This window comes from Arthrobacter sp. SPT-J7 (assembly GCF_059089965.1).
In genome coordinates this window covers 320011-340618 of record NZ_JBNHFF010000002.1, presented here as the reverse complement: position 1 = coordinate 340618, position 20608 = coordinate 320011, and the positions used below count along the sequence as shown (strand labels likewise).

17 protein-coding genes are annotated in these 20608 nt (G+C 61.9%); 4 read left to right on the top strand and 13 right to left on the bottom strand.

The window, feature by feature from the left end:
- Positions 1-20 precede the first annotated feature (20 nt).
- Positions 21-2621 (top strand): excinuclease ABC subunit UvrA, encoded by a 2601-nt coding sequence (locus AC5RWX_RS04380; protein WP_494097036.1) that lies wholly within the window; start codon positions 21-23, stop codon positions 2619-2621.
- Between the two features lie 339 nt (positions 2622-2960).
- Here AC5RWX_RS04380 and AC5RWX_RS04375 read toward each other — a convergent pair whose 3' ends face one another.
- The 3 genes from AC5RWX_RS04375 to AC5RWX_RS04365 are packed head-to-tail and all read right to left on the bottom strand — an operon-like array spanning position 2961 to position 4996.
- The gene (locus AC5RWX_RS04375) at positions 2961-3728 is read right to left on the bottom strand and encodes an SCO1664 family protein (RefSeq protein WP_493943543.1); all 768 of its coding nucleotides are present in this window, start codon (positions 3726-3728) and stop codon (positions 2961-2963) included.
- Positions 3728-4279: a DUF3090 domain-containing protein gene (locus AC5RWX_RS04370; protein ID WP_494097035.1), complete on the bottom strand. Its 552-nt coding sequence runs from the start codon at positions 4277-4279 to the stop codon at positions 3728-3730. The genes AC5RWX_RS04375 and AC5RWX_RS04370 overlap by 1 nt, the downstream gene beginning before the upstream one ends.
- A 24-nt stretch (positions 4280-4303) precedes the next feature.
- On the bottom strand, positions 4304-4996 hold the full coding sequence (locus AC5RWX_RS04365) for an MSMEG_4193 family putative phosphomutase (RefSeq protein WP_493943541.1): 693 nt from the start codon (positions 4994-4996) through the stop codon (positions 4304-4306).
- 547 nt (positions 4997-5543) lie between these two features.
- Here AC5RWX_RS04365 and AC5RWX_RS04360 point away from each other — a divergent pair.
- A complete protein-coding gene (locus AC5RWX_RS04360; protein ID WP_493943539.1) occupies positions 5544-6851 on the top strand; it encodes a hypothetical protein in 1308 nt (435 codons plus the stop codon).
- Positions 6852-6992: 141 nt separating this feature from the next.
- The gene (locus tag AC5RWX_RS04355) at positions 6993-8867 is read left to right on the top strand and encodes a Na+/H+ antiporter (protein WP_494097034.1); all 1875 of its coding nucleotides are present in this window, start codon (positions 6993-6995) and stop codon (positions 8865-8867) included.
- An 83-nt stretch (positions 8868-8950) separates the two neighbouring features.
- Here the strand turns inward: AC5RWX_RS04355 and AC5RWX_RS04350 are convergent, their stop codons facing one another.
- The 10 genes from AC5RWX_RS04350 to torT all read right to left on the bottom strand — a co-directional run bounded on the left by AC5RWX_RS04350 (position 8951) and on the right by torT (position 19396).
- Positions 8951-10273 (bottom strand): aminotransferase family protein, encoded by a 1323-nt coding sequence (locus tag AC5RWX_RS04350; RefSeq protein ID WP_494097033.1) that lies wholly within the window; start codon positions 10271-10273, stop codon positions 8951-8953.
- Between the two features lie 175 nt (positions 10274-10448).
- The gene (locus tag AC5RWX_RS04345; RefSeq protein ID WP_493941777.1) at positions 10449-10661 is read right to left on the bottom strand and encodes a biotin/lipoyl-binding carrier protein; all 213 of its coding nucleotides are present in this window, start codon (positions 10659-10661) and stop codon (positions 10449-10451) included.
- Positions 10662-10690: 29 nt separating this feature from the next.
- Positions 10691-11365 carry a GntR family transcriptional regulator gene (locus tag AC5RWX_RS04340; RefSeq protein WP_494097032.1) on the bottom strand — a complete coding sequence of 225 codons (675 nt, stop codon included), beginning with the start codon at positions 11363-11365 and terminating at the stop codon, positions 10691-10693.
- Positions 11366-11410: 45 nt separating this feature from the next.
- Complete coding sequence (locus AC5RWX_RS04335; RefSeq protein WP_494097031.1) at positions 11411-12193, bottom strand: LamB/YcsF family protein; 783 nt, start codon at positions 12191-12193, stop codon at positions 11411-11413.
- On the bottom strand, positions 12190-13164 hold the full coding sequence (locus AC5RWX_RS04330) for a 5-oxoprolinase/urea amidolyase family protein (RefSeq protein ID WP_494097030.1): 975 nt from the start codon (positions 13162-13164) through the stop codon (positions 12190-12192). Before AC5RWX_RS04330 ends, AC5RWX_RS04335 begins: the two co-directional genes overlap by 4 nt.
- A gap of 10 nt (positions 13165-13174) precedes the next feature.
- Positions 13175-14191, bottom strand: a complete 1017-nt coding sequence (locus AC5RWX_RS04325; RefSeq protein WP_493956452.1) for a carboxyltransferase domain-containing protein — start codon at positions 14189-14191, stop codon at positions 13175-13177.
- Positions 14188-15594 carry an acetyl-CoA carboxylase biotin carboxylase subunit gene (locus tag AC5RWX_RS04320; RefSeq protein WP_494097029.1) on the bottom strand — a complete coding sequence of 469 codons (1407 nt, stop codon included), beginning with the start codon at positions 15592-15594 and terminating at the stop codon, positions 14188-14190. Before AC5RWX_RS04320 ends, AC5RWX_RS04325 begins: the two co-directional genes overlap by 4 nt.
- The gene (locus tag AC5RWX_RS04315; RefSeq protein ID WP_494097028.1) at positions 15591-16649 is read right to left on the bottom strand and encodes an ABC transporter permease; all 1059 of its coding nucleotides are present in this window, start codon (positions 16647-16649) and stop codon (positions 15591-15593) included. The genes AC5RWX_RS04320 and AC5RWX_RS04315 overlap by 4 nt, the downstream gene beginning before the upstream one ends.
- 8 nt (positions 16650-16657) lie before the next feature.
- Positions 16658-18184, bottom strand: a complete 1527-nt coding sequence (locus AC5RWX_RS04310; RefSeq protein WP_494097027.1) for a sugar ABC transporter ATP-binding protein — start codon at positions 18182-18184, stop codon at positions 16658-16660.
- A gap of 66 nt (positions 18185-18250) precedes the next feature.
- On the bottom strand, positions 18251-19396 hold the full coding sequence (gene torT / locus AC5RWX_RS04305) for a TMAO reductase system periplasmic protein TorT (RefSeq protein ID WP_493942478.1): 1146 nt from the start codon (positions 19394-19396) through the stop codon (positions 18251-18253).
- Between the two features lie 543 nt (positions 19397-19939).
- Here torT and AC5RWX_RS04300 point away from each other — a divergent pair.
- A complete protein-coding gene (locus AC5RWX_RS04300) occupies positions 19940-20593 on the top strand; it encodes a GntR family transcriptional regulator (protein ID WP_493943785.1) in 654 nt (217 codons plus the stop codon).
- Positions 20594-20608 lie beyond the last annotated feature (15 nt).

Sequence of the window (20608 nt, the reverse complement as noted above, 5' to 3'; positions counted from 1 at the left end):
TCACCGATAGAGTCGGATTGATGCCTAGTGACCAGTATGCTTTCGACCTGCCGGCGCTGACCTTGTCCACGCTGGCTCCAGACCACTCCACAGACGGCTTTGTCCGGGTCCGTGGCGCCCAGGAAAACAACCTGCGCAACGTGGATGTTGACGTGCCTCGCGACGCCATCGTGGCGTTTACCGGCGTATCAGGCTCAGGGAAGTCGTCCTTGGCCTTTGGCACCATCTATGCCGAAGCCCAGCGCCGGTACTTCGAATCCGTCGCGCCGTACGCCCGCCGGCTCATCCAGCAGGGGCACAACCCGAAGGTGGAGCAGATTACGGGGCTGCCGCCCGCCGTCGCGCTTCAACAGCGCCGCGGCACGGCCACGGCTCGTTCTACCGTGGGCACTGTCACCACGCTGTCCAATTCGCTGCGCATGCTTTTCTCGCGTGCCGGCAGCTATCCGGAGGGCGCCGGTCAGTTGGACTCGGACGCCTTCTCCCCGAACACTGCGGCCGGTGCTTGCCCGGAATGTCACGGCTTGGGCCTCGCGCACACCGTCAGCGAGGCCTCCTTGGTCCCTGATCCCTCCCTCAGCATCCGCGACGGCGCCATCGCCGCCTGGCCCGGTGGCTGGCAGGGCAAGAACCTGCGAGACATCCTTACCCACCTCGGCTACGACATCGAAACCCCCTGGCGGAAGTTACCCAGGAAGGACCGCGACTGGATCCTTTTCACCGAAGAGCAGCCCGTGGTAGAAGTGACGCCGCAACGTGACCGCGTCGCCAAGCCGTACAAGGGCCGATTCTGGAGCGCCCGGAGCTATGTGCTGCACACCCTGGCCGACTCCAAAAGCACCACCATGCGCGACCGTGTGCTGCGCTTTATGCAGACCGGACCGTGTCCGCGCTGTGGCGGTAGCGGGCTCAGGGCAGAGGCCTTGGCCGTGACCTTCGCCGGAAAAACCATTGCCGAGCTCAACGTCTTGCCGATGACCGAACTGGCCGAAATCATCCGGCCCACCACGGAACTCACAGCAGCCGGTACCGCCTCGCGCAAGCAGTCTTCAGGCGAAGGCAACGAGGTCGCCGTCGCCATTACCCGGGACCTGCTGCTGCGGATCACCGTGCTGTTGGACCTGGGGCTGGGTTACCTCGCCCTGGGCCGCTCCACCCCCACGCTCTCTCCCGGGGAGATGCAGCGCCTTCGGATCGCCACCCAGCTCCGCTCCGGGCTGTTCGGCGTGATCTACGTGCTCGACGAGCCCTCGGCCGGTCTGCACCCCGCCGACGCCGAACCCTTGCTCGCCGTCCTGGAGCAGCTCAAGTCCTCCGGCAACTCCGTGTTCGTGGTGGAGCACAACATGGATGTGGTACGCCGCGCGGACTGGCTGGTGGATGTGGGTCCGCGCGCCGGTGAAGGAGGAGGCGAGGTGCTCTACAGCGGCCCGGTAGCTGGCCTCGCCGAGGTCCACAAGTCCGTGACGAGGCCGTTCTTGTTCCCGGACGGTTCCGGTGGGACGGCCGATGGCGGTTTGGCCGCCGACGGTCCCTGCAGCAGTGGTGCACGCCGGGAAGCAGCGGGTTGGCTGGAACTGCGGGACATCAGCCGGCATAACCTGCGCAAGCTCGACGCCGACTTCCCGCTGGGGGTGCTGACCGCGGTCACCGGTGTGTCCGGCTCAGGCAAGTCGACGCTGGTCAGTCAAGTTCTCGGCGAGGCGGTCGGCGCCCGGCTGCATCTGGACGCCGACGCCACCGGGGATCCGGCGCCGAAGGACCAAGGCTCCGCAGCCTGGAACCCCGGCAGATCGCTGAGCTTGGGATCCGTCTCCGGGCTGGATCAGCTGGACCGGCTGGTGAAGGTCGACCAGAAGCCGATCGGTCGCACTCCGCGCTCCAACCTTGCGACCTACACGGGACTCTTCGACGCCGTGCGGAAGGAATTCGCCGCCACGGACCAGGCCCGCGCCCGGGGCTTCGACGCCGGACGGTTTTCCTTCAATGTGCCCGGGGGCCGCTGTGAGACCTGCCAGGGGGAAGGATTCGTGGCCGTGGAACTGCTGTTCTTGCCCGGCAGCTATGGGCCCTGCCCGGAGTGCCACGGCTCGCGGTACAAGCCGGAAACGCTGGAGGTCTCTTACCGCGGCCAGAACATCGCCGATGTTTTGGCCATGACGGTGAACACCGCCGCCGAGTTCCTCTCCGACGTCCCCACCGCCGCGCGCAGCCTCCAGACCCTGCGCGAGGTGGGTCTGGGATATCTGAGGCTGGGCCAGCCCGCCACCGAGCTCTCCGGCGGCGAGGCCCAGCGCATCAAACTCGCCACCGAACTGCAGCGCGCCCAGCGTGGCCACACGCTCTATCTGCTGGATGAGCCCACCACAGGATTGCACCCCGCCGATGTCCAGCTTCTGATGGCGCAGCTGCATCGGCTCGTCGACGCCGGCAACACCATGATCGTGGTCGAACACGAGATGGACGTGGTGGCGGGCGCTGACTGGGTGATCGACCTGGGACCTGCCGGTGGCGACGGCGGCGGCCAGATCATCGCCGCAGGAACACCAGCCGTGGTCGCGCGCTCCACAAGGAGCCGGACAGCGCCATACCTCGCAGCCGCACGCCAAAGACAACCCTGAAAAGACAGTGATAATAGCTTCTCGAAAACGGTCCTAGGCTGCTCTATGTCTTAAATGCGTGCCTGGCACGCAGCACGCACACTGGCGCCGCTATGAGGCGCACCAGCTCGACGGCACTCGGCAGGCCGAAGGCCACGAGGAACAGGCCGCTGAGCCCCGTCTTGGAGAAACTAAATTTGGCCTTTGGACAACCAGTTGGGTAGTACAAGGCGAGCGCCAGCTGCAGCGGACAGCGGTGGTGCCTCACTGGCATGTACCCGCTAGGTTTTAGTAGGTGCAGCTGGTTAGAATCAGGCCTCCCTGCATGGCGGGCCCGGGCAGGGGAACAAGCATAACGAGCTAGAACAGCGGCCAAGGCACCGCAGACATCTGCCCGCTTGGAGCCGGAAACCGACCTGCCAAGCGCAACCGGGCGCAGCGCGCGGCGAGCGACGCTATTTCTTCGGCGCTGAGCAGGTCAGCTAGGTCTCGGCCCAGCCCACCATGCAGTCCTTCACTGACACGGTCTATGCCTTCGCATTCCTCGGCGGTTAGAGCGTCTCCCAGCCATCCCCACAGCACGGTGCGCAACTTGTGGTCACGGTGAAAGGTCAGCCCATGGTCCACACCCTGCCGGCGTCCGTCCGTCATGGCAAGAATGTGGTCGCCTTTGCGGTCGGCGTTGTTGACGATGACGTCGAACACCGCCATGCGTCTAAGCGCCGGCGAGTCTTCGTGAACCAGGGCGACCACCTGTCCGTTCTCATCTCGACCTTTGAGAACGTGTTTCCAGCCCGTCTCCGGCACCTGGTCCGCCGCGACCAGGTCCACGGCACTTTGGGCGGGGTCTTGCTCCTGCCAGAGCTGCACCATTCCTTCACCCAGCGGACCATCGCGCAGCCAGGTGTGCGGCACGATGTCCCAGCCGAAGGCCTGCGAGACCAGGTAGGCGGCCACCTCCCGGTGAGCCAGGGTGCCGCGCGGAAAATCCCACAGCGGAGTTTCCCCTGCTATCGGCTTATAGACGACCACCACGTCGCCGATGCTGCCCAGAAATGTCGCGTTTGAAGCCGTCGTGATGCGGCCGGTGAGCGTCAGCTCGGCGGTCACCAAGTCCGGCGCTGGCATCAGGCCTCGGGAAGGGTGCAGATGTGCCCGTCGGGGTCTATCGGGTAACCGCAGAGTGGGCAGGTCGGACGTCCGGCGGCTACGATCTCACGGGTGCGCTTGGCGAACGCGCGGGCGGTGCCGACCGGCATTCGCACCAGCAGCATTTCGGCCGCGTCAGCACCGCCCACATCAAGCGCTTCGTCGTCGTCGGCATCAACATCGGTAATGGCGTAGGCCTCTATCACGACCTGCGCCGTCGTCGGGTCCCAACCTAAGGTCATGGAGCCGGTGCGAAATTGCTCCTGGACTGCCTCGAGCTGGTCATTGTCAACAAGTTCAATGGGAGTACTTGGGGGAATGCTGAAGGGGTTGCCCTCGACGGCCATGAGCTGGTCGAGAATTTCGTCGATCTTCTCTGCCAGCAGAGCCGACTGCTGCTTCTCCAGGGCGATACTCACGATCTCCGTCCCCGCACGCACCTGCAAATAGAACGTACGCGCCCCCGGAACGCCTATGGTGCCAACGACGACCCGATCAGGCCAGGCGAACTCGTAAACACGTGTAGGCATGTCAGTATTTTAGTCCTATGAGGTTCACGGCGCCTGCTGCCCTGCACCGCCGCCCACCGGCGCATCGGCAGAACGGATGCCGTTCGACAGCCACGACAGGTCACCGGCGTCGGTGTTGGTCGCGTAGACGCTTGGTCGACTAACGCCGTAACTTACGATCGATACGGACCCCGGACCCACGTTGATACGCTGGAACAGGTCAAGGTGCATGCCAAGCGCGTCGGCGAGGATTGACTTGATGATGTCGCCGTGACTCACCGCCACCCACACGGCCCCTGGCCCGTGCTCCGTCTCAAAGGCTGCATCGCGGCGTCGAATCGCTGCCACCGACCGAGCCTGCATCGAGGCCAGAGATTCACCGCCGGGAAAGACGACGGCGGACGGTTGCGACTGCACAACCGGCCACAATTCCTCGGTCGCGAGATCACTGATCGGGCGGCCCTGCCACTCGCCGTAATCGCACTCGGTGAGATCGAGATCGATCGGCGCGTAGGGCGAGCCAGCCTGGCGATCGAGGATGAACTGGGCGGTCTGCCGACAACGCTCCAAAGGGCTCGACACCACCCCGACTACGGGCACGGCCGCGAGCCGGTCTCCGGTCAGGGCTGCCTGGTCGAGCCCGACCTGGTCCAGGCAGACGCCGTCTGCCCGACCGGCCAGCAGTCCAGTGGCGTTGGCTGTGGTGCGGCCGTGCCGCACGAGAAGAACTGTCGCCATCCACCCAGCCTAACCACCCGCTCGACGGCGGTGTGAACTGCATAGGAAAAGGCAGAGAGAACACTGGCCGAACATTTCAAGCATGCCGCGATGGAAGGTAGCCATGAGCCAAGTTGCCCCGTTTGTGCCGGCGCCGGCGTCCGGCTGTGCAGCCCGACCCCGGTGTTGAGTGCAGGATTTATCCCAGCTCACGTGCATTACGCGGGGGTGGGGCTATTCCCTTGTCCGCCCCATCCCCAAATGAATGCGCTGCCACCGATTCCGCCCTTGCATTCGCTACGCCGAGAATAAGCACCTGTATAAGCGGGTTATTCGGTTACGTGAAGTGGTTGAATTCAGCTGTGCGCTCTAACATCTCGTGAGGGGAGTAGTGTGAAAAGCACGGCATCACCCAGTGTTGGCCGTGGAGGATTTGGCTACTTCGTTCCGGTAGAAGCTGCACGACGCGCCTAACGAGCGCAAGGCAACGACGGAGGTCCACATTGGATCGTCGCAGTCTCGACGCTAAAGATAATGATCGGGCGCGTCGACAACCCGCGGTTGCCACATGCCCGTTCTGACGACCCACGACCTTGCTGCCGAATTGGCCAACTTGCTCAACGAGGTTGTCCAAGGTTGGTCCATTGAACGCACCGAGAACGCGCCACCGAGCGCAGAGCGTGTGGGCTTCGCGCACGTGGTTGACGGTCGTTATGAGGCGTGGGTTGCTTCGGCCGATCATCGAGAGACAGTTACCCTTGGCCTCCCGGCCGGTCGGCTAGCTTCGCCGAATGAAATCCGTCTGCTCAAGAGAGTTTTGTCGGTCTTCCGAGCGGACCTGCAGGTTGTAGGTGATGTATCAGAGGCACAGGACTTATGGAGTGCGTTGGCAGCGACTCAGTTCTTGCGGGCTGCGGCTCGCTTGTCGCCGTTCTCGACCACGCAACTTCTTCGATGGATCAGGATCTTCGAGGCCGCTGCGCGCCAAACATACGAAGGTTCTCGGTTCACGGGGAACGTGGTGCTGGCCAAGCATTTGCCCGCATTCGCCAAACGCGCGAATGCTCGATTCCATCCGTTTCATCAACCGCTTTCGTTCGAGCAAGCTCTTCTCAATGAGAAATGGCTGAAGGCATTCTTACAGAACGGCAAGTTTGCACTTGTCGCCGGTGGTCAAAGCGGTGCCGCCCAGGGCTTCGCTGACACTTCCGGGGAATGGGAAGATTCAGATGTCCTGGCCCCTGTCGAGGGTCTGAAAGGTTTGTACGGATTTCTCCGGACGGACACTTCCATCCTCTCTGCGTCGCCGTCCGGCGACATCCACTTCGCACTGTCGACAGGAGTGACCTTTATCAATTCACGGGGCAGTTGGCTGTATCAGGACTGGGGCGTGCTGAGGCGATTACTGGAAGCCCGTCTGGGCACTGATGTTGCCGAACACGCGCTACGGCTTGTGGCGGGATGCAGGTACGAACGTCGCGGATCGCTCTTTGTCTTCTTGGACGCCGACGTAGATCCGTCCGAGATCGTTCCAGACCATGCGCACCCGGACCGAGTTGCGCGCACCCTCCGGTCGTCCGTGTCGGGCGGCGTCTTGGGGGACCCGACGTCCATCAGAGTGCTGCAAGCGGCCTCCGGTATTGACGGCGCCGTGATCCTGGACGATCACGGTAGGATCATCGACGTCGCAAGCATGATCACCGAACCCAGCCCTGCAGCGCTTGCTGCGGCGGGACGTCAGGATCTCAAGCGGTTTCATGGCGCAAGGAGCACCGCGGCGTGGAACGCGAGCATTTGTGGCCTGGCAATCAAGGTTTCTGACGACGGCCCGGTTGATGTCTACGAGCATGGTCAACACGTCTTTCACTCAGGCTGACTCAAGAAGCGATTACGGACGCGCCTCGCTCAGGAACGACCCGTAAATCTCTGCTTGTTGACGTGAATGACTCCGAGCTCAAGTGCCGCGGAATTGCTGTGCGCTCCCCCGCTGACCGGAGCATCCTGCCAGAATAGGTTCATGGACGTCGCCGTTGGCCTGCTGGCCTTGGTGGCGGTGGTTTGCGCGGTCAGCGCGCTCGGCCGCCGGTTAAAAGTCTCCGTCCCGCTCCTGCTGGTGCTGACCGGCGTAGCGGGATCCTATCTGCCCTTCATTCCAACCGTGGTCCTGATCCCGGACATCGTCCTGATCGGGATCCTGCCGCCTTTGCTCTATGCGGCAGCACTGCGCACCTCGGTGGTGGAGTTCCAGGCCAACAAGCGGTCGATCGGACTGCTCTCGGTCGGCTACGTGATCTTCGCTACCGTCACCACCGGATTGGTGGTCTGGTGGCTGCTGCCCGACGTCCCGTTGCCGGCCGCGTTTGCCCTCGGCGCCGTGGTCGCGCCACCTGACGCCGTGGCCGCCACGTCCATCGCCCGGCGGGTGGGCATGCCGCGGCGGATCGTGAACATCCTTGAGGGCGAGTCGCTAGTCAACGATGCAACAGCACTGGTCCTACTGCGGGCCTCGATCGCCGCGATAGCCGGCAGCGTCACCCTGCTGCAGATCGGACTGGAGTTCCTGCTCGCGGTGGTCGGCGGAGCAGCGGCCGGAGCGGCTGCTGCCTGGCTGCTGCTGCAGATCCGCAGGAGGGTACGAAATGTCGCCATCAATACCTCAATGTCGCTGGCAGCTCCCTTCGTGGCGTTCATCCCGGCCGAGGGAATCCATGCCTCCGGCGTCTTGGCGGTTGTCGTCGCCGGACTCATCATCGGCACCCGGAGTCCCGCCATGCCCGGCGGTGCATCCCGGTTGAGCCAGCGCAGCAACTGGGCCACCGTACAGTTCCTGCTGGAAAATTCCGTCTTCCTGCTGATCGGGCTGCAGGTGCGGTCGATCATTGATGCCGCGAACGCTGACCCGCTCGGCATCGGGCGCGCCTGGTGGACCTGCGCGGTGGTGCTCCTTGCGGTACTGGTCCTGCGCCCGGTCTGGGTATTTCCCGCCATTTATCTCCCGCGCCTGATCCCGCGGATCAGGCGATCGGACCCAGTTCCGGGCTGGCAGGTACCCGCCGTTGTCTCGTGGGCCGGGATGCGTGGTGTGGTGACCCTGGCAGCGGCCCTGGTCCTGCCGCAAGACATACCCCACCGCCAGGTCCTCGTCCTCGCCGCCCTGACCGTAGTGGGCGGAACTCTGGTGCTGCAAGGGTTCAGCCTGCCCTGGCTGGTACGCAGGCTGGGACTGCATGGTCCAGACCCCCGGGAGGACGCGCTGACCCAGGCCTCGATGCTCCAGCAGACCGTGGCCGCAGGACTGGAGAAGCTGCGCACGGCCGCTGTGCCAGAGGATCCGCCGGAAGTCCTGGCCATGCTGGAGCGCCGGACCCAGGAGCGCAGCTTGGCAGCCTGGGAGCGGCTGGGCCGGCCGGAAACCGAAATCCGCACCCCCAGCCGCCGCTATGCGCAGTTGCGGGTGGCCATGCTGGACGCCGAACGGGCCAAAGTCCTGGAACTTCGCGGAACGGGTGCCTACCCTGCCGAGGTGGTGGATGAGGTGCTGGAGCGGTTGGATGTTGAAGAATCCATGCTCGACGCCGCGATCGGCGAGTGCGGAACCCGCCATGGGGCGTTCTTGGCTGCACCTCAGGAGGTGGCGGCCGGATGCGGGCACCTGGGCCCGGCACCGGACCGGCCGGTTCCGGCCGACCCGCAGTGCCTCGACTGCCTCACCGAAGGAACCACGCCGGTCCACCTGCGCCTGTGCCTGGAATGCGGCAACGTCGGGTGCTGCGATTCGTCCCCCGGCCTGCATGCGGCCCGGCACCACAGCACCACGGGGCACCCGGTCATGCGCAGCGTCGAACCGGGTGAGTCGTGGCGCTGGTGCTATGTCGACGAAGTTTTGGGCTGAGACACAACCCCGGTTCGGGCTTAGGAGTGAGCCTTCCCCATCTCGACCGTTATCAACGTGGAAAATTTCCTCGTCTTGTTTGTCTACGCTGGCCCAGATGATGCCGGCGGGGGAGTACTAGTGACTGCGTCCAGGACCTGCCCGATAGTCTTCGCGATCAGGTGAACATCCTCGTCTTCCACAACGAATGGGGGGCTGATTTGGAGGGTGTTGCCGCGCAGCGGCCGCACGACGACGCCGTTGTCAATGCAGGAGTTGGCTACAGCCTCGGCCTCTGCCTCGGGTGCAAGCTGGACGCCGGCGAGAAATCCAACGCCGCTGCGGACTTCCTGCACGAGAGGATGTGAGGCAAGAGGGGCAAGGGCCTTATCGAGGACGGATTCAAGTTCCTGGGCCCGCAGAACGAGTTGTTCGTTCTCGAGGATGGCGAGGTTTGCGTGTGCAACCGCGCAAGCTGTTGCGTGGCCCGAATACGTCATGCCGTGCCTCAGGACGGGGGCGTCCTGCCCTCGATAAAAGCGTCCCCAGATCCGGTCGGAGACGAGGACGCCCCCCAGCGGAGCGTAACCGGATGTAATTCCCTTGGCTAGCAGAATCATGTCGGGCTCGAGATGGAATCTTTGGGAGGCGAACATGGAGCCTGTCCGGCCGAATCCGGTGATGACTTCATCAACGATCAAAAGAATGTTATTTCTTTGAGCGATTTCCTGCAGTCCTTCAAGATATCCGGTGGCCGGCGGAATTACCCCTCCGGTGCCTATGATTGGTTCGGTGATAATGGCGGCAATATTCTCAGGGCCGATTTCGTCGACGACGGTCCTAACGCCTTCAATATCGTTTGTGGGAACCAGGGCAGTCTCGGGGACGAGCGAACCAGCGCCGTAGCCCTCACGATTAAAGTCGAGGCCGGCGATACTCGTACCGAAGGCATGGAGCCCGTGGTACGAGTAAGTCCGGCTGAGGATGGTTTTTTTGTCCGCCATGCCTTCAAGCTGCCAGTGACGCCTGGCGATCTTGCAGGCCAGGTCGACGGAGTCCGACCCGCCACTACTGAAAATCATTTTGGCGGCCGGCATCGGACCCATGGCCACGATCCGGTCCGCGAGGGAGAGTGCTACGTCGTTCGCGAACCGGCCGAATACGTGGTAAGTCTCCAGTTTGCACATCTGGTCATAAGCCGCTTTCGCCACTGATTCCCTTCCGTGGCCTATGTTTGCGTGCCACAGTCCGGCGGTGGCGTCGAGCAAGCGGCGTCCGTCCGAGGTCGTGAGGTACGCGCCGCTCCCTTCGGTAATGACGATGCGGTGTTGCAGGACGGAGGGCATGTGCGCCTGGGCACTCCATAGTGCCTCGCCTGAGCGCTTTGGACGGTTCGTCGGGGTAAGAACGGTTGCTTCGGTAGCCATTTGTTTGTTCTCCTAGGCAGGCCAATAGAGCAATTTCTTGGTAAGTCGCCTCCGGACTGCCCTGTGCCTCGTAAGCTGGCCGATCTGCGCGTCGCTTGCTTGCGCGATGAGCGGATTCAGCTCGTTCAGGCGAAGTTGGACGTGGGCGTTCTGGAGTGTGTGTTTGCCCGCCCGGTTAGTCGAGGACGGCGAGTAGTTGTCCTTCCGCGACAGCGTCCCCTTCGGACACGGAGATGTTCGCGACAACGCCGGATTCGGGGGCTTCAACTGGAATCTCCATTTTCATGGATTCGAGGATCATGATGGTTTCGTCTTCCTCCACAGACGCTCCGGGCGTCACGAGAATTTTCCAGACGTTCGCAGCCAGATCCGACCGTACTTCACTCAATTTGCGTTCCTCCTCGGAAAACCGGGCTTTTAAGGCGATGTGTTTATCATGAATCGACGGCGCTGGCTCGTGTGGTCCATGTGTTGTTTAATTTGCTCGTCCAGGTCCGCGATGTTTCCTCCTTTCAGGTTGGCGAGGAGTTCCTGGTGCTCGGCCGCTATCTCTTTTGGTTGGGGATACGACTTCTCCAGCATCATTAGCGACAGGCGCGTTTCGGTGAGGAGGGTTTGGTAAAAGACCGAGAGACGTTTGTTGCCGAGGCTCCCGACCAAGACCGTGTGAAACGCCAGGTCCAAGTCGACCAGATCCGACCAGGGCCGTCCGCATTCGGAGGCTGACGTCATGTCGACAATGACGTTGTGAAGTTCGTCGAAGATCTCTTTCCTTGGATTCTTCGCCAGCTCCTCCGCTGCTGTCTTTTCAACTGACTGACGCGCGACGGATAGGTCATCCATATCCGCCTCGGATAGTTCTAGGACAAAAACCCCGCGGTTGCGTACCCGGTGCAGGAGACCTTCTTGTATGAGCCGCTGCATTGCTTCGCGCACCGGCGAACGGCTGACGTTCAGCTGCCGGGCAAGACTGGTTTCCCGCAGCTGTTGGCCGGGGGAGTAGGCGCCACTTTCGATAGCGCCCCGCAGCCGGTTAACAATGGTGTCCACCGTCCCGTCGATGAGGATCGGTTCCAGTACCGGCTCACTCAACTCGTTGCTCCTATCCTTCCGGGGTCGGTTCGATACGCATAAGGTTTAGCCCGGTTCCGTCGCTGAGTTTTCGCCTTCCGTCAACGGACGCACAGATATGCCCGCGTCCTGCAGGGACTGCCAAACTGTGCGAATAACCTCCACCGAGTTCGGTGCGTCCCCGTGCAGACAGATGCTTTCCGGGGAGATGTCGAGATCTCGCCCCGACACTGTGGCCACTTTCCCTTCCCGCACAAACCTGATGGCGCGTGAGGACACAAGCGCGGGGTCCCAAGCCTGCTTTTCCCGCTCGATGAGAAGGTTGCCCGCGTCGTCGTAGCCGAGGTCGACAAATCCTTCCTGGACTAGCCGGACGCCGTAACGGGCGGCGAGTTCCGTGTGCCGCTTGTCGAAACAGTAGAGAGGGAGCGAGCTGTCTATTTCCGCGACGGCGGCGATGACGGCTTCGGCCAGCTCTTCGTCTTCCAGCGACATCAGATACATGACCCCGTGCGGTTTCACATGCGAAAGTTTCGACCCTTCGGCCTCCACGAAGCCTTTCAGGGCGCCTATCTGATACAGCGTGTAGTCCTGTAGCTCTTCCGCCGAGACCGCTATTCGTCGTCGTCCGAAGCCCAGAAGGTCCGGCAGCGAGACGTGCGCTCCAATCTGGAGGCCCTGGTCGACTGCCGCGCGGACCGTGCGGCGCATGATTCTCGGATCGCCAGCATGGAAGCCACAGGCGATGTTAGCGGCGCTGATATAGGGCATGAATTCTTCGTCCGGCGCGAAACGCCAGCGGCCGTAGCCTTCTCCCATGTCGCAGTTGATTTCGATGGCTGGGTTCATTGTCCGGTCCCTCCTGCTGCTGCAGACATGAGCACGGAACGTTCCTCGTCCAATGCGTATGCGTTATCGATGGAAATTGGTTTGAACCGGATCGTGTCGGTCCCCGGCCGCATTTGGCCGGTCTTCCACAGGCTCGCCTTCGGTACGACTCCGAATACGACAAAGCCGCCGGATGTGGGCCCGTCAGGTCCGAGGATCACGGGAGTATCGCCGTTGAGATTGATTCCGCCGAGAGGGTAGCCGGTGTCGAGGATATTGGATGGATGTCCGCCGGCAATACCGCCGTCCGACCGGGCCCATTGCAGCCTCGCAGGGTCCAGCCTGATACCAGTACGGTTTGAATTCTGGTCAACGGTCCAGGACCGTGCAAAGAAGTCCTCAACGTCCGATTCCGTGACGAACTCCGGCGTAGCAAATGGCCCTGGTACGACTTCCAGATCCCAGTCGTGCTGATACTCGGGGATCCGTTCCTGAGGCAGTTCCGCTACAGGCGCGGTACCCGAGTTTCCGATGTCCAGTACGTCTCCCTTAACAAGCGCCCGCCCTTCAACCCCTCCAAGGGAACCCATGGTGTAGGTGGACCGGGAACCGAGGATTTGGGGCACATCGATTCCACCTCTAACGGCCAGATAGAATCTGAACCCGGATGCCGCCAGACCAATTTTCAGTTCGGCACCTGCGGGAACGTCGACGGCGGCCCACTGTGGCACCGGGCTGCCGTCGACCGTCACTTCTCCGGCGGCGCCGGTTACTGCCACGGTGGCGGGGGACCGGAACCGGAATTTGGTCTTGCCCAATGTGATTTCCAAACCGGCAGCGTCAGGGCTGTTGCCGACTGCGACATTGCCGAGCCGGAAGGCGAAATCATCCATCGGACCGGCGGGAAAATAACCGCGCGAGAGCATTCCGATTCGTCCAGGCCAGTCCTGGACTGTTGTCTGGATCCCGGGTTGAGCAACTTCAATGGACATCGGTGGCTCCTCACGGGACGGCGGTTGCCGCGGCAGCGGTATCCCGCTTGGTGGTAAATTCTGCAGCTTCGGCGACGAGCGAGGCGCACCAGGTGTTATAGGTGGCGACGTCAAAGTCTTCGTCCTGTATGTCGTAGACGTAGTCGCCCCGATGGACGGTTTCGAAGGCATCCGCCAGTTCCTGCTCGGAAACGGCATGGAATCTGATCCGGTCGCATGGGCGCAGCAGCAGAGGCGACTGGGCGAAAGCAGGGTTGCGCTGCTGGATGTCGTACACGGGCAGCGTCCTGCCGAGCAATTGGTAGCCGCCCGGCGATTCCACGGGGTAGATCGAGTAGCACGGTCCGCCGAGACCGATGGCTCCTTCCGCTGTCCAGGTACGTGTCGGGTTGTATTTGGGAGCGAAGAGGACCTTCCTCGGATCCAACGGGAAGGTGAAGGGTAGTCCGGGGAAGAACCCGATGAAGCCGACCCAGAGGTCCGTCCCTGTGACGATGTCAATCAGCTCGTCAACGTCCCGAAGCCCGTTGTAGGTGATCGTGTAATCGACGTTGTTGTCGTTCACACAGTTGGGGGCGTCCGAACGGATGCTGCGGACGTAACGGGCTACAGCTGCTCTGGACGTCGAATCGTGAAACGCAGCAGGAAGATTAACTCTTCGGCTGGGAAGGACCATGTTTTCCGTAGCGGCTGCCCTGTCGTAGGTATCGTCCAGTGCCAGAACCAGATTTGCGACGTTTGTTTTCGCCGGGTCATAGGAGAGCAGTATCGAACGGAAACCGGGGGATGTTTCAACCAGTCCCGGAGGGCGGGACTGGTTCAACTCGCTGTTGATGTTGTGGACAAAGAAGTTGAGGTTTAGGTCAAAATCCATGTCACCGAACTCAACCAAGAGATAACTGTCGCCCGCCAGCCGGTACGTGACCGAGGGTTTGCCGTCAGTAGCCGCCCGTTGCTCGTAAAGTGCGGATGGTACCCCTGCCCACTGTTCTGAGAGGTGCTGGTTGGAGGCCTCGTAAGGCTTCATCTTGCGTGCTCCTCCTGACTTGTCTCATCCTTTGCTTTCGACTCGGCAGCCCGCTTCTGTACATCGGCCACAATGCCGGTGCTGTAGCGGCCTGACTTGAAGGCAGGATCGTTCAGTAGCATCTGGAAAAAGGGGAGATTGGTTTTTAGCCCCGACACGTGGAACGTTGCGACGGCGGACCGGGCGCGTGCGAGTGCTTCTTCCCGGTCCTGCCCACTCACGATGAGTTTTGCCAGAAGTGGATCGTAGGCCGTGGTCACGGTATTGCCGGCCGCGTAACCGCTGTCGACCCGGACACCTTCTCCTGTTGGTTCCGTCCACTCACTGATGCGCCCGGGCGATGGCAGGAAGCGTTTGGGGTCCTCGGCATAGACCCGCATCTCTATGGCATGTCCTGTCGTTTGAAGGTTTCCGGCGTCGAAGCTAACGTCCTGGCCGGCGGCGACGCGGAGTTGTTCCTCGACAAGGTCGATGGAAAACACGGCTTCGGTGACAGGGTGCTCTACTTGCAGCCGGGTGTTCATCTCCAGGAAAACGAAGGTCTGCCGCACCGGATCCACCAGGCATTCGACGGTGCCGGCATTTCGGTACCCGACGGCTGTCCCCGCTCTTACCGCGGCGTCCAGCATCCGGGACCTAAGTTCCGGTGTTATTCCCGGAGACGGCGACTCCTCGGCGACCTTTTGGTGGCGGCGCTGAACCGAGCAGTCTCGCTCTCCGAGCGCTATGACCCTGCCATCGGTGAGCCCGAGGATCTGGACCTCGACGTGGCGGGCGTGCTGAATGAACTGTTCAATGAGGATCCGCGAGTCCCCGAAAAAGCGCTCTGCACGCGACCGTGCAGTATCGAAGGCTGCCTTCAGATCTTCGTCATTGCCGGCAACTATCATTCCGATGCCGCCGCCGCCTCCGGATGGTTTAACAATGACCGGATAACCGACAGCATTGGCGATCTTGACTGCCTCTGCGGCGTCGCTCACCGGTTCGGCTGATCCTGTCGCCACCGGCACGCCGGCGGCCTGCATCAGGTTTCTGGCGTTGATTTTGTCCGCCACCATGTCCATCGATTCCGGCGAAGGCCCCACCCACGCGATGCCGCCGTCGATAACCCGCCGGGCGAAGCCGGTGTTTTCGGCGAGGAAACCGTAGCCCGGGTGGATGGCCGAAGCCCGGACAGTTCGGGCAGCGTCCATCAGTTTGTCGACGTTCAGGTAGGATTCGGCCGGGTTGGCCGGTCCGAGGGAGACGAATTCCGAGGCTTCCTTCACGAAGGGCAGTTCTGTATCCACGTCCGAGCAGACGGCGATGGTCCGGATTCCCATGGCATTCGCCGTGCGGATGATCCGCCGGGCGATCTCACCCCGGTTGGTGACCATGAGGGATTCAAATACGGGCGCGCTCATGAGCTGACTCCTTTGGCGATGAGGCGCGCCTTGGCCGAGGCACGGAAACGGTCCGCAAGGACCGCGAGAACGAGCGCTAACCCCAAGGCGATGCTCTGCATGTTGGTATCGAGCCGCATGAAGTTCATCCCGTTGCCCAGCAGCATGATGAAGATGACTCCCAGGACGGTGCCGCCGACGCCACCGCGGCCGCCTTGGAGCGAAGCACCGCCGATGACGGCAGCGGTGATGGATTGAAGGGCAAAGGCGCCTCCAAAGGTCGGTTGCCCCGAGCCGCTGCGGGCCGTCAGGAGGTAGGCCGCGATGGAGGACAGGATGGCGCAGATGACGTAGGTGGCTATCAGGTTCCGCCGCACCTGGATGCCCGCGGTTTTCGCTGCCAGTGCATTCCCGCCGATGGCATACAGGTGGCGGCCGAAGGTCGTCCATTTCAGTGCAACGAAAACGATCGCCACGATCGGCAGTGCTACGAGAACCAGGTTGGGTATGCCCATGGTGAAGCCCGAGCCAAGGCCGACGATGTACTCCCGTGGCAGGCCGGATACGGTGGCTCCGCCGCTGTAGACCAGCGTGATGCCTGTGACGATGGTGGCGGTCGCAAGTGTCACGATGAACGGGTTGACCTTCAGGAAGGCGACGCCGAGGCCGTTGGCCAATCCGACGACGAGTCCGACCGCGATGCAGACGACGAAACCCATGATCATCGACTGGCCGGCGAATTCCGGTATGCCGCCATAGACTTTCTGCATCATTGTGGCAGAAACAATGGAAGCCAGCGCAACGGTTGCCCCTACGGACAGATCAAATCCGCCGGTTACCAGTACGAGCATCTGTCCTAGGGAAATCAGCAGGAGCGTGACGGATTGCTGGGAGACGGAAAGCAGGTTGTCTGGCTCCAAAAAGCGGTTATTCGCCAAGGCAAAGACGACCACCATCACAACCAGCAGCGGCGGAAGCGGTCCGACGCTGCTGAAGAACCTGAGCCAGTACTGGTGGTTTACTTTCTTTCCACCGCCGACGGCAGTGGCCGGGCTTTTCACTTCGGTTGTTGACATGGCAGTCCTTAAGCTTGCGCGCCTACTGCATGCCCGAAGGCACCAGCGACAACGGCTTCGTTTGTGATTTGATCGCCCACGAGCTCCGCCTGCACACGCCCGCCGTTCATCACATAGACCCGGTCGGCGAGCCCCACGACCTCCTCGAGGTCGGATGAGACCATGAGGACGCCGGCGCCGTCGTTGCACAGTTTGCGCAGGTTGGCGTAAATTTCCTGGCGGGCCCCAACGTCCACGCCCGAAGTAGGCTCGGAAACCACGAAAACTTTCCGGTCCCGGGTCAGGGCGCGCGCCAGAACGACCTTCTGCTGATTGCCGCCAGACAGTGCCCGGGCCAACGCGGTAACCGAACGCGGCCGGATATCGAGCCGTTCGGCCAGCGCCTGCGCGAGGGTACGAATCTTTGCTCCGTGGAGAAGTCCCAGGGTGCTGTACTTCTTGGTCCGGTTGACTTCGAGCGCAACGTTCTCCTGCACGCTGAGATCAAGCGCCAGAGCTTCCCGCCTGCGGTCCTCAGGCATGAAGCCGATACCCGACTGGATCATCTGGCGAGGGTTGGGCTTGGTGAATGTTCTTCCGCTGACGGAGACGGAACCGCTGGACAAGGGGATTAGACCGAAGACGGCCTTGGCGAGTTCGCTTTTCCCCGATCCCACGAGCCCGGCTACGGCCACAATTTCGCCCTGGCACACCCGCAGGGATGCCTGGGTGACCTTTCCGTCAGCTGTAGATATGTCCTCTATCGCCAGCAGGGGTTCCCCTGCGGTTTCGGTTTTTTCCGGATACACGGCCGCGAGTTCCCGGCCGACCATGTCGGTGATCAGCTGCTCTTCGGAGACCTCCTCGAGGGTATGGGTCGAAATGAACGTGCCGTCCCGCATCACGGTGACCCGGTCGCCGAGGCGCCGGACTTCCTCCATACGGTGAGTGATGTAGAGAAGTGCCCAGCCTTCGTCCCGGAGCCGGTCGATGATTTTGAATAGGCGGTCGGCTTCCCGCTCGCTGATGGCAGCCGTGGGCTCATCGAGAAGGAGAATTCCCGGCGTCCCGAGCAGCCCTTTGGTGATCTCCACAAGCTGCTGTTCGGCCCTGGGCAGCGTCCCAACCTCCGCGTCCGGGTCGATCGCTGCCCCCAGCTGAGCGATTTTTTCCCGGGCAATGGCCCGCATTTTTTCACGGTTCACGAACCCGAAGGTTTTCAGCTCACGGCCGAGGAACAGATTTTCGGTTACGGACAGCGTCGGGGCCAAGCTGAAATCCTGCAGCACGACGTTGATGCCCAGTTTGCGCGCATTTGCGGGGGAATGGTGGGCAACCTCCGAGCCCCGGACGGTGATCGTCCCGCTGTCGGGCTGGTAGTTGCCGAGGAGGATGTTCACGAGCGTTGATTTTCCCGCGCCGTTCTCGCCCAGCAGGATGTGCACTTCGCTGGGGTAAAGGTCGAGCGACATCCCTTTGAGCGCCCTCACGGGCCCGAACGTCTTGATGATATGGCTGAGTGCAACGATCGAATGCTGTTCCAATGCCAGCTTCACTTCCTTCCGATGCGGGTGCCCACGAAACGGGCATCCGCCCGGGGCCCCTGGCCCCGGGCGGATGAATCAGCTATTCGGAGTCCAGCTGGTCACCGTCTTGAAGTCCCGCGGCGCGAACATCTCGGTGTAGGGCACGTCGGCGGCGTTCTTTTGGGTGATCATCTTGGGCACAGGTCCGGACGTGGGCGCCTGCAGCTTCTCGCCTTCCAGCATGCGCACGGCTTGGTCAATAGCCATGCGCCCCTGGATGGTGGTGAAGTCAGTGGGCGAGCCTACGGCGTCGCCGGCTTTGATCGCGTCGTATACGGGCGGGATGATGTCGAAGGCGTAGACGTCGACTTTCCCGGTCATGTTGGTGTCCCGCACCGCATTCACCCCGGCTTCGGCAGCAATATCAACTCCAACGACGTGGGTGATTTCGGGATGAACCTTGAGCGTGTCTTCAATGAGGTTCTGCTGGATCTCCAGGCCTGGGTCGGCGCGCCGCATTTCCGCGATCTTGACGTTGGTTCCTTTGATGGTGTCCTGGAAACCCTTGACTGCTGCGTCGGACCATCCGGCGCCTTCCGGCCCGGGGAAGAAGCCAACCTGGGCGGGTGACCCCTTGGTGTCATTGATGATGTACTTGGCCGTCGTCACTGCCAGGTCGTGGAAGCTGACGAGTGCGTGGGAGAAGAGCGGGTTGTCCTTGGACTCGGGGCAGTCCGTCCCGTTAATGAAGTCCACCACCGGAATCTTCTTTTCCAGCGCGGCAGCCACCTGGGGACATACGCCCGTTGCATTGATGGCGCCGAGAATAATCGCGTCATAGCCGCCGTTGATGCAGTCCTGCATCTGGCTTAGTTGCTTGTCGAGGTTGGTGTAGCCTCCAGCCTCAAACATGCTGTACTCAACGTTGTCCCTCTGTGCCTCGGTCAGGGTCCCGTAGTTCGTTGCAGCCCAGTAGGAATCCTTCATATGAGGGAACAGGACGCAGATCTTCCACTTCTTGTTGATTTTGTCCTTCGCGATGGGCGTATAGGTGGTTTGGGTCGTCTTGCCGTTCAGGGCCGTATTGAGGGCTGGCGTACTCCAGTTCTGCCCGGAGCCGGAGCCTGTGGCCTCCCCTGTCTGACCATTCCCGGAGCCGCCCATTGCCCCGCACCCCGTTAGCGCCAGGGTGGCCGCCAGTGCAAGCGCTCCGATGGTATTGGCTTTCCTGTTCAGCTTCATGTGTTTCTCCCTGTGCCGATGGCCGAAGGCGGCCACAGATGCACATTCGGTCGATTGCCTTTTGTTCACAATCTGCAGCCGTGGTGCCAGCATAGTCCGCGATCTGGATCACATCAACACTTTTTTCGCTGTTTCCTTGCGTTGCTTTGGGCTCGGTAGCTACGTCAGCGCGGTCCCCATCAGGGCGTGCCTGCCCCAGCCAAATCGGTTGCTAAGCACGACGGTAGGTGGACCAGTGCTGGGGGTGACGATGAGTTGCAGCGGCAGGCGCGCGTAGTTGATGGGCGGCTGCCGGTTAGCCTGCGGTGGGCCAAGGCCGGTTCTGCAAAATCTGCCGACGGGCTGACCGGGCTGAGGAGGCAGTGAAGACTCCGTGCCGAACTACTGGCCCGGGATGTCCACCGGCACGAGACGGAGGTCGGGCTTACAGCAAGCCGTAAACTATGAGATTGTCGACTAAAGACATGAGACACGGACAGCGAAGCTTCCTCAGCTCAACCAAAAACAGTTGGTGAAGCTTATGCAGCAAGGATGGAGATCAGGATGAAAAGGGGCGTGCTTGACCCAATAGTGCAGGAGCCTACGCCGGCCATTATTGCCCGCCGTATCCGTCATGCAATCGCCCGAGGCGACTTCGCTCCAGGCGTCCAACTAGGTGAAGCCGAGCTTGCTAAAGAGCTGGGAGTCAGCCGGGGGCCCCTGCGGGAGGCCATGCAGCGACTCACCCAGGAAGGGCTTCTCGTTAGTTATCGGAACAGGGGCCTCTTCGTCGTCAGCATGGACGAGGACGATTTCCGGGATATCTACCTGGCCCGAACCGCGGTTGAAGCAGCCGCCATCCGTCGCGTAGCCAGCGCGAACCCGGAGAGCAACGGGGCTCAGCTAATGAAAGCCGTGCAGGCTATGGAGGATGCGGTGGAAAGCCCCAACGGCGAAGCTATGACTGAAGCGGACATGAGCTTCCATGCCCTGTTGGTTGAGCTCGCCGGCAGCCCTCGGCTGAAGAAGATGCACGACACTCTGCTGACGGAAACCCGGATGTGCCTCAACGCCCTGAAAAGTACGTACGCTACGGCAGACAAGCGCATAGCCGAGCACAAAGGCATCGCTGAAGCTATCTCCAAGGGAGATTCAGACCTCGCTGAGAAGCTTATGGCCGAGCACATGGAGGACGCGCTGATGCGGCTGATCCCTTGATTTCCCTTGGGTTTC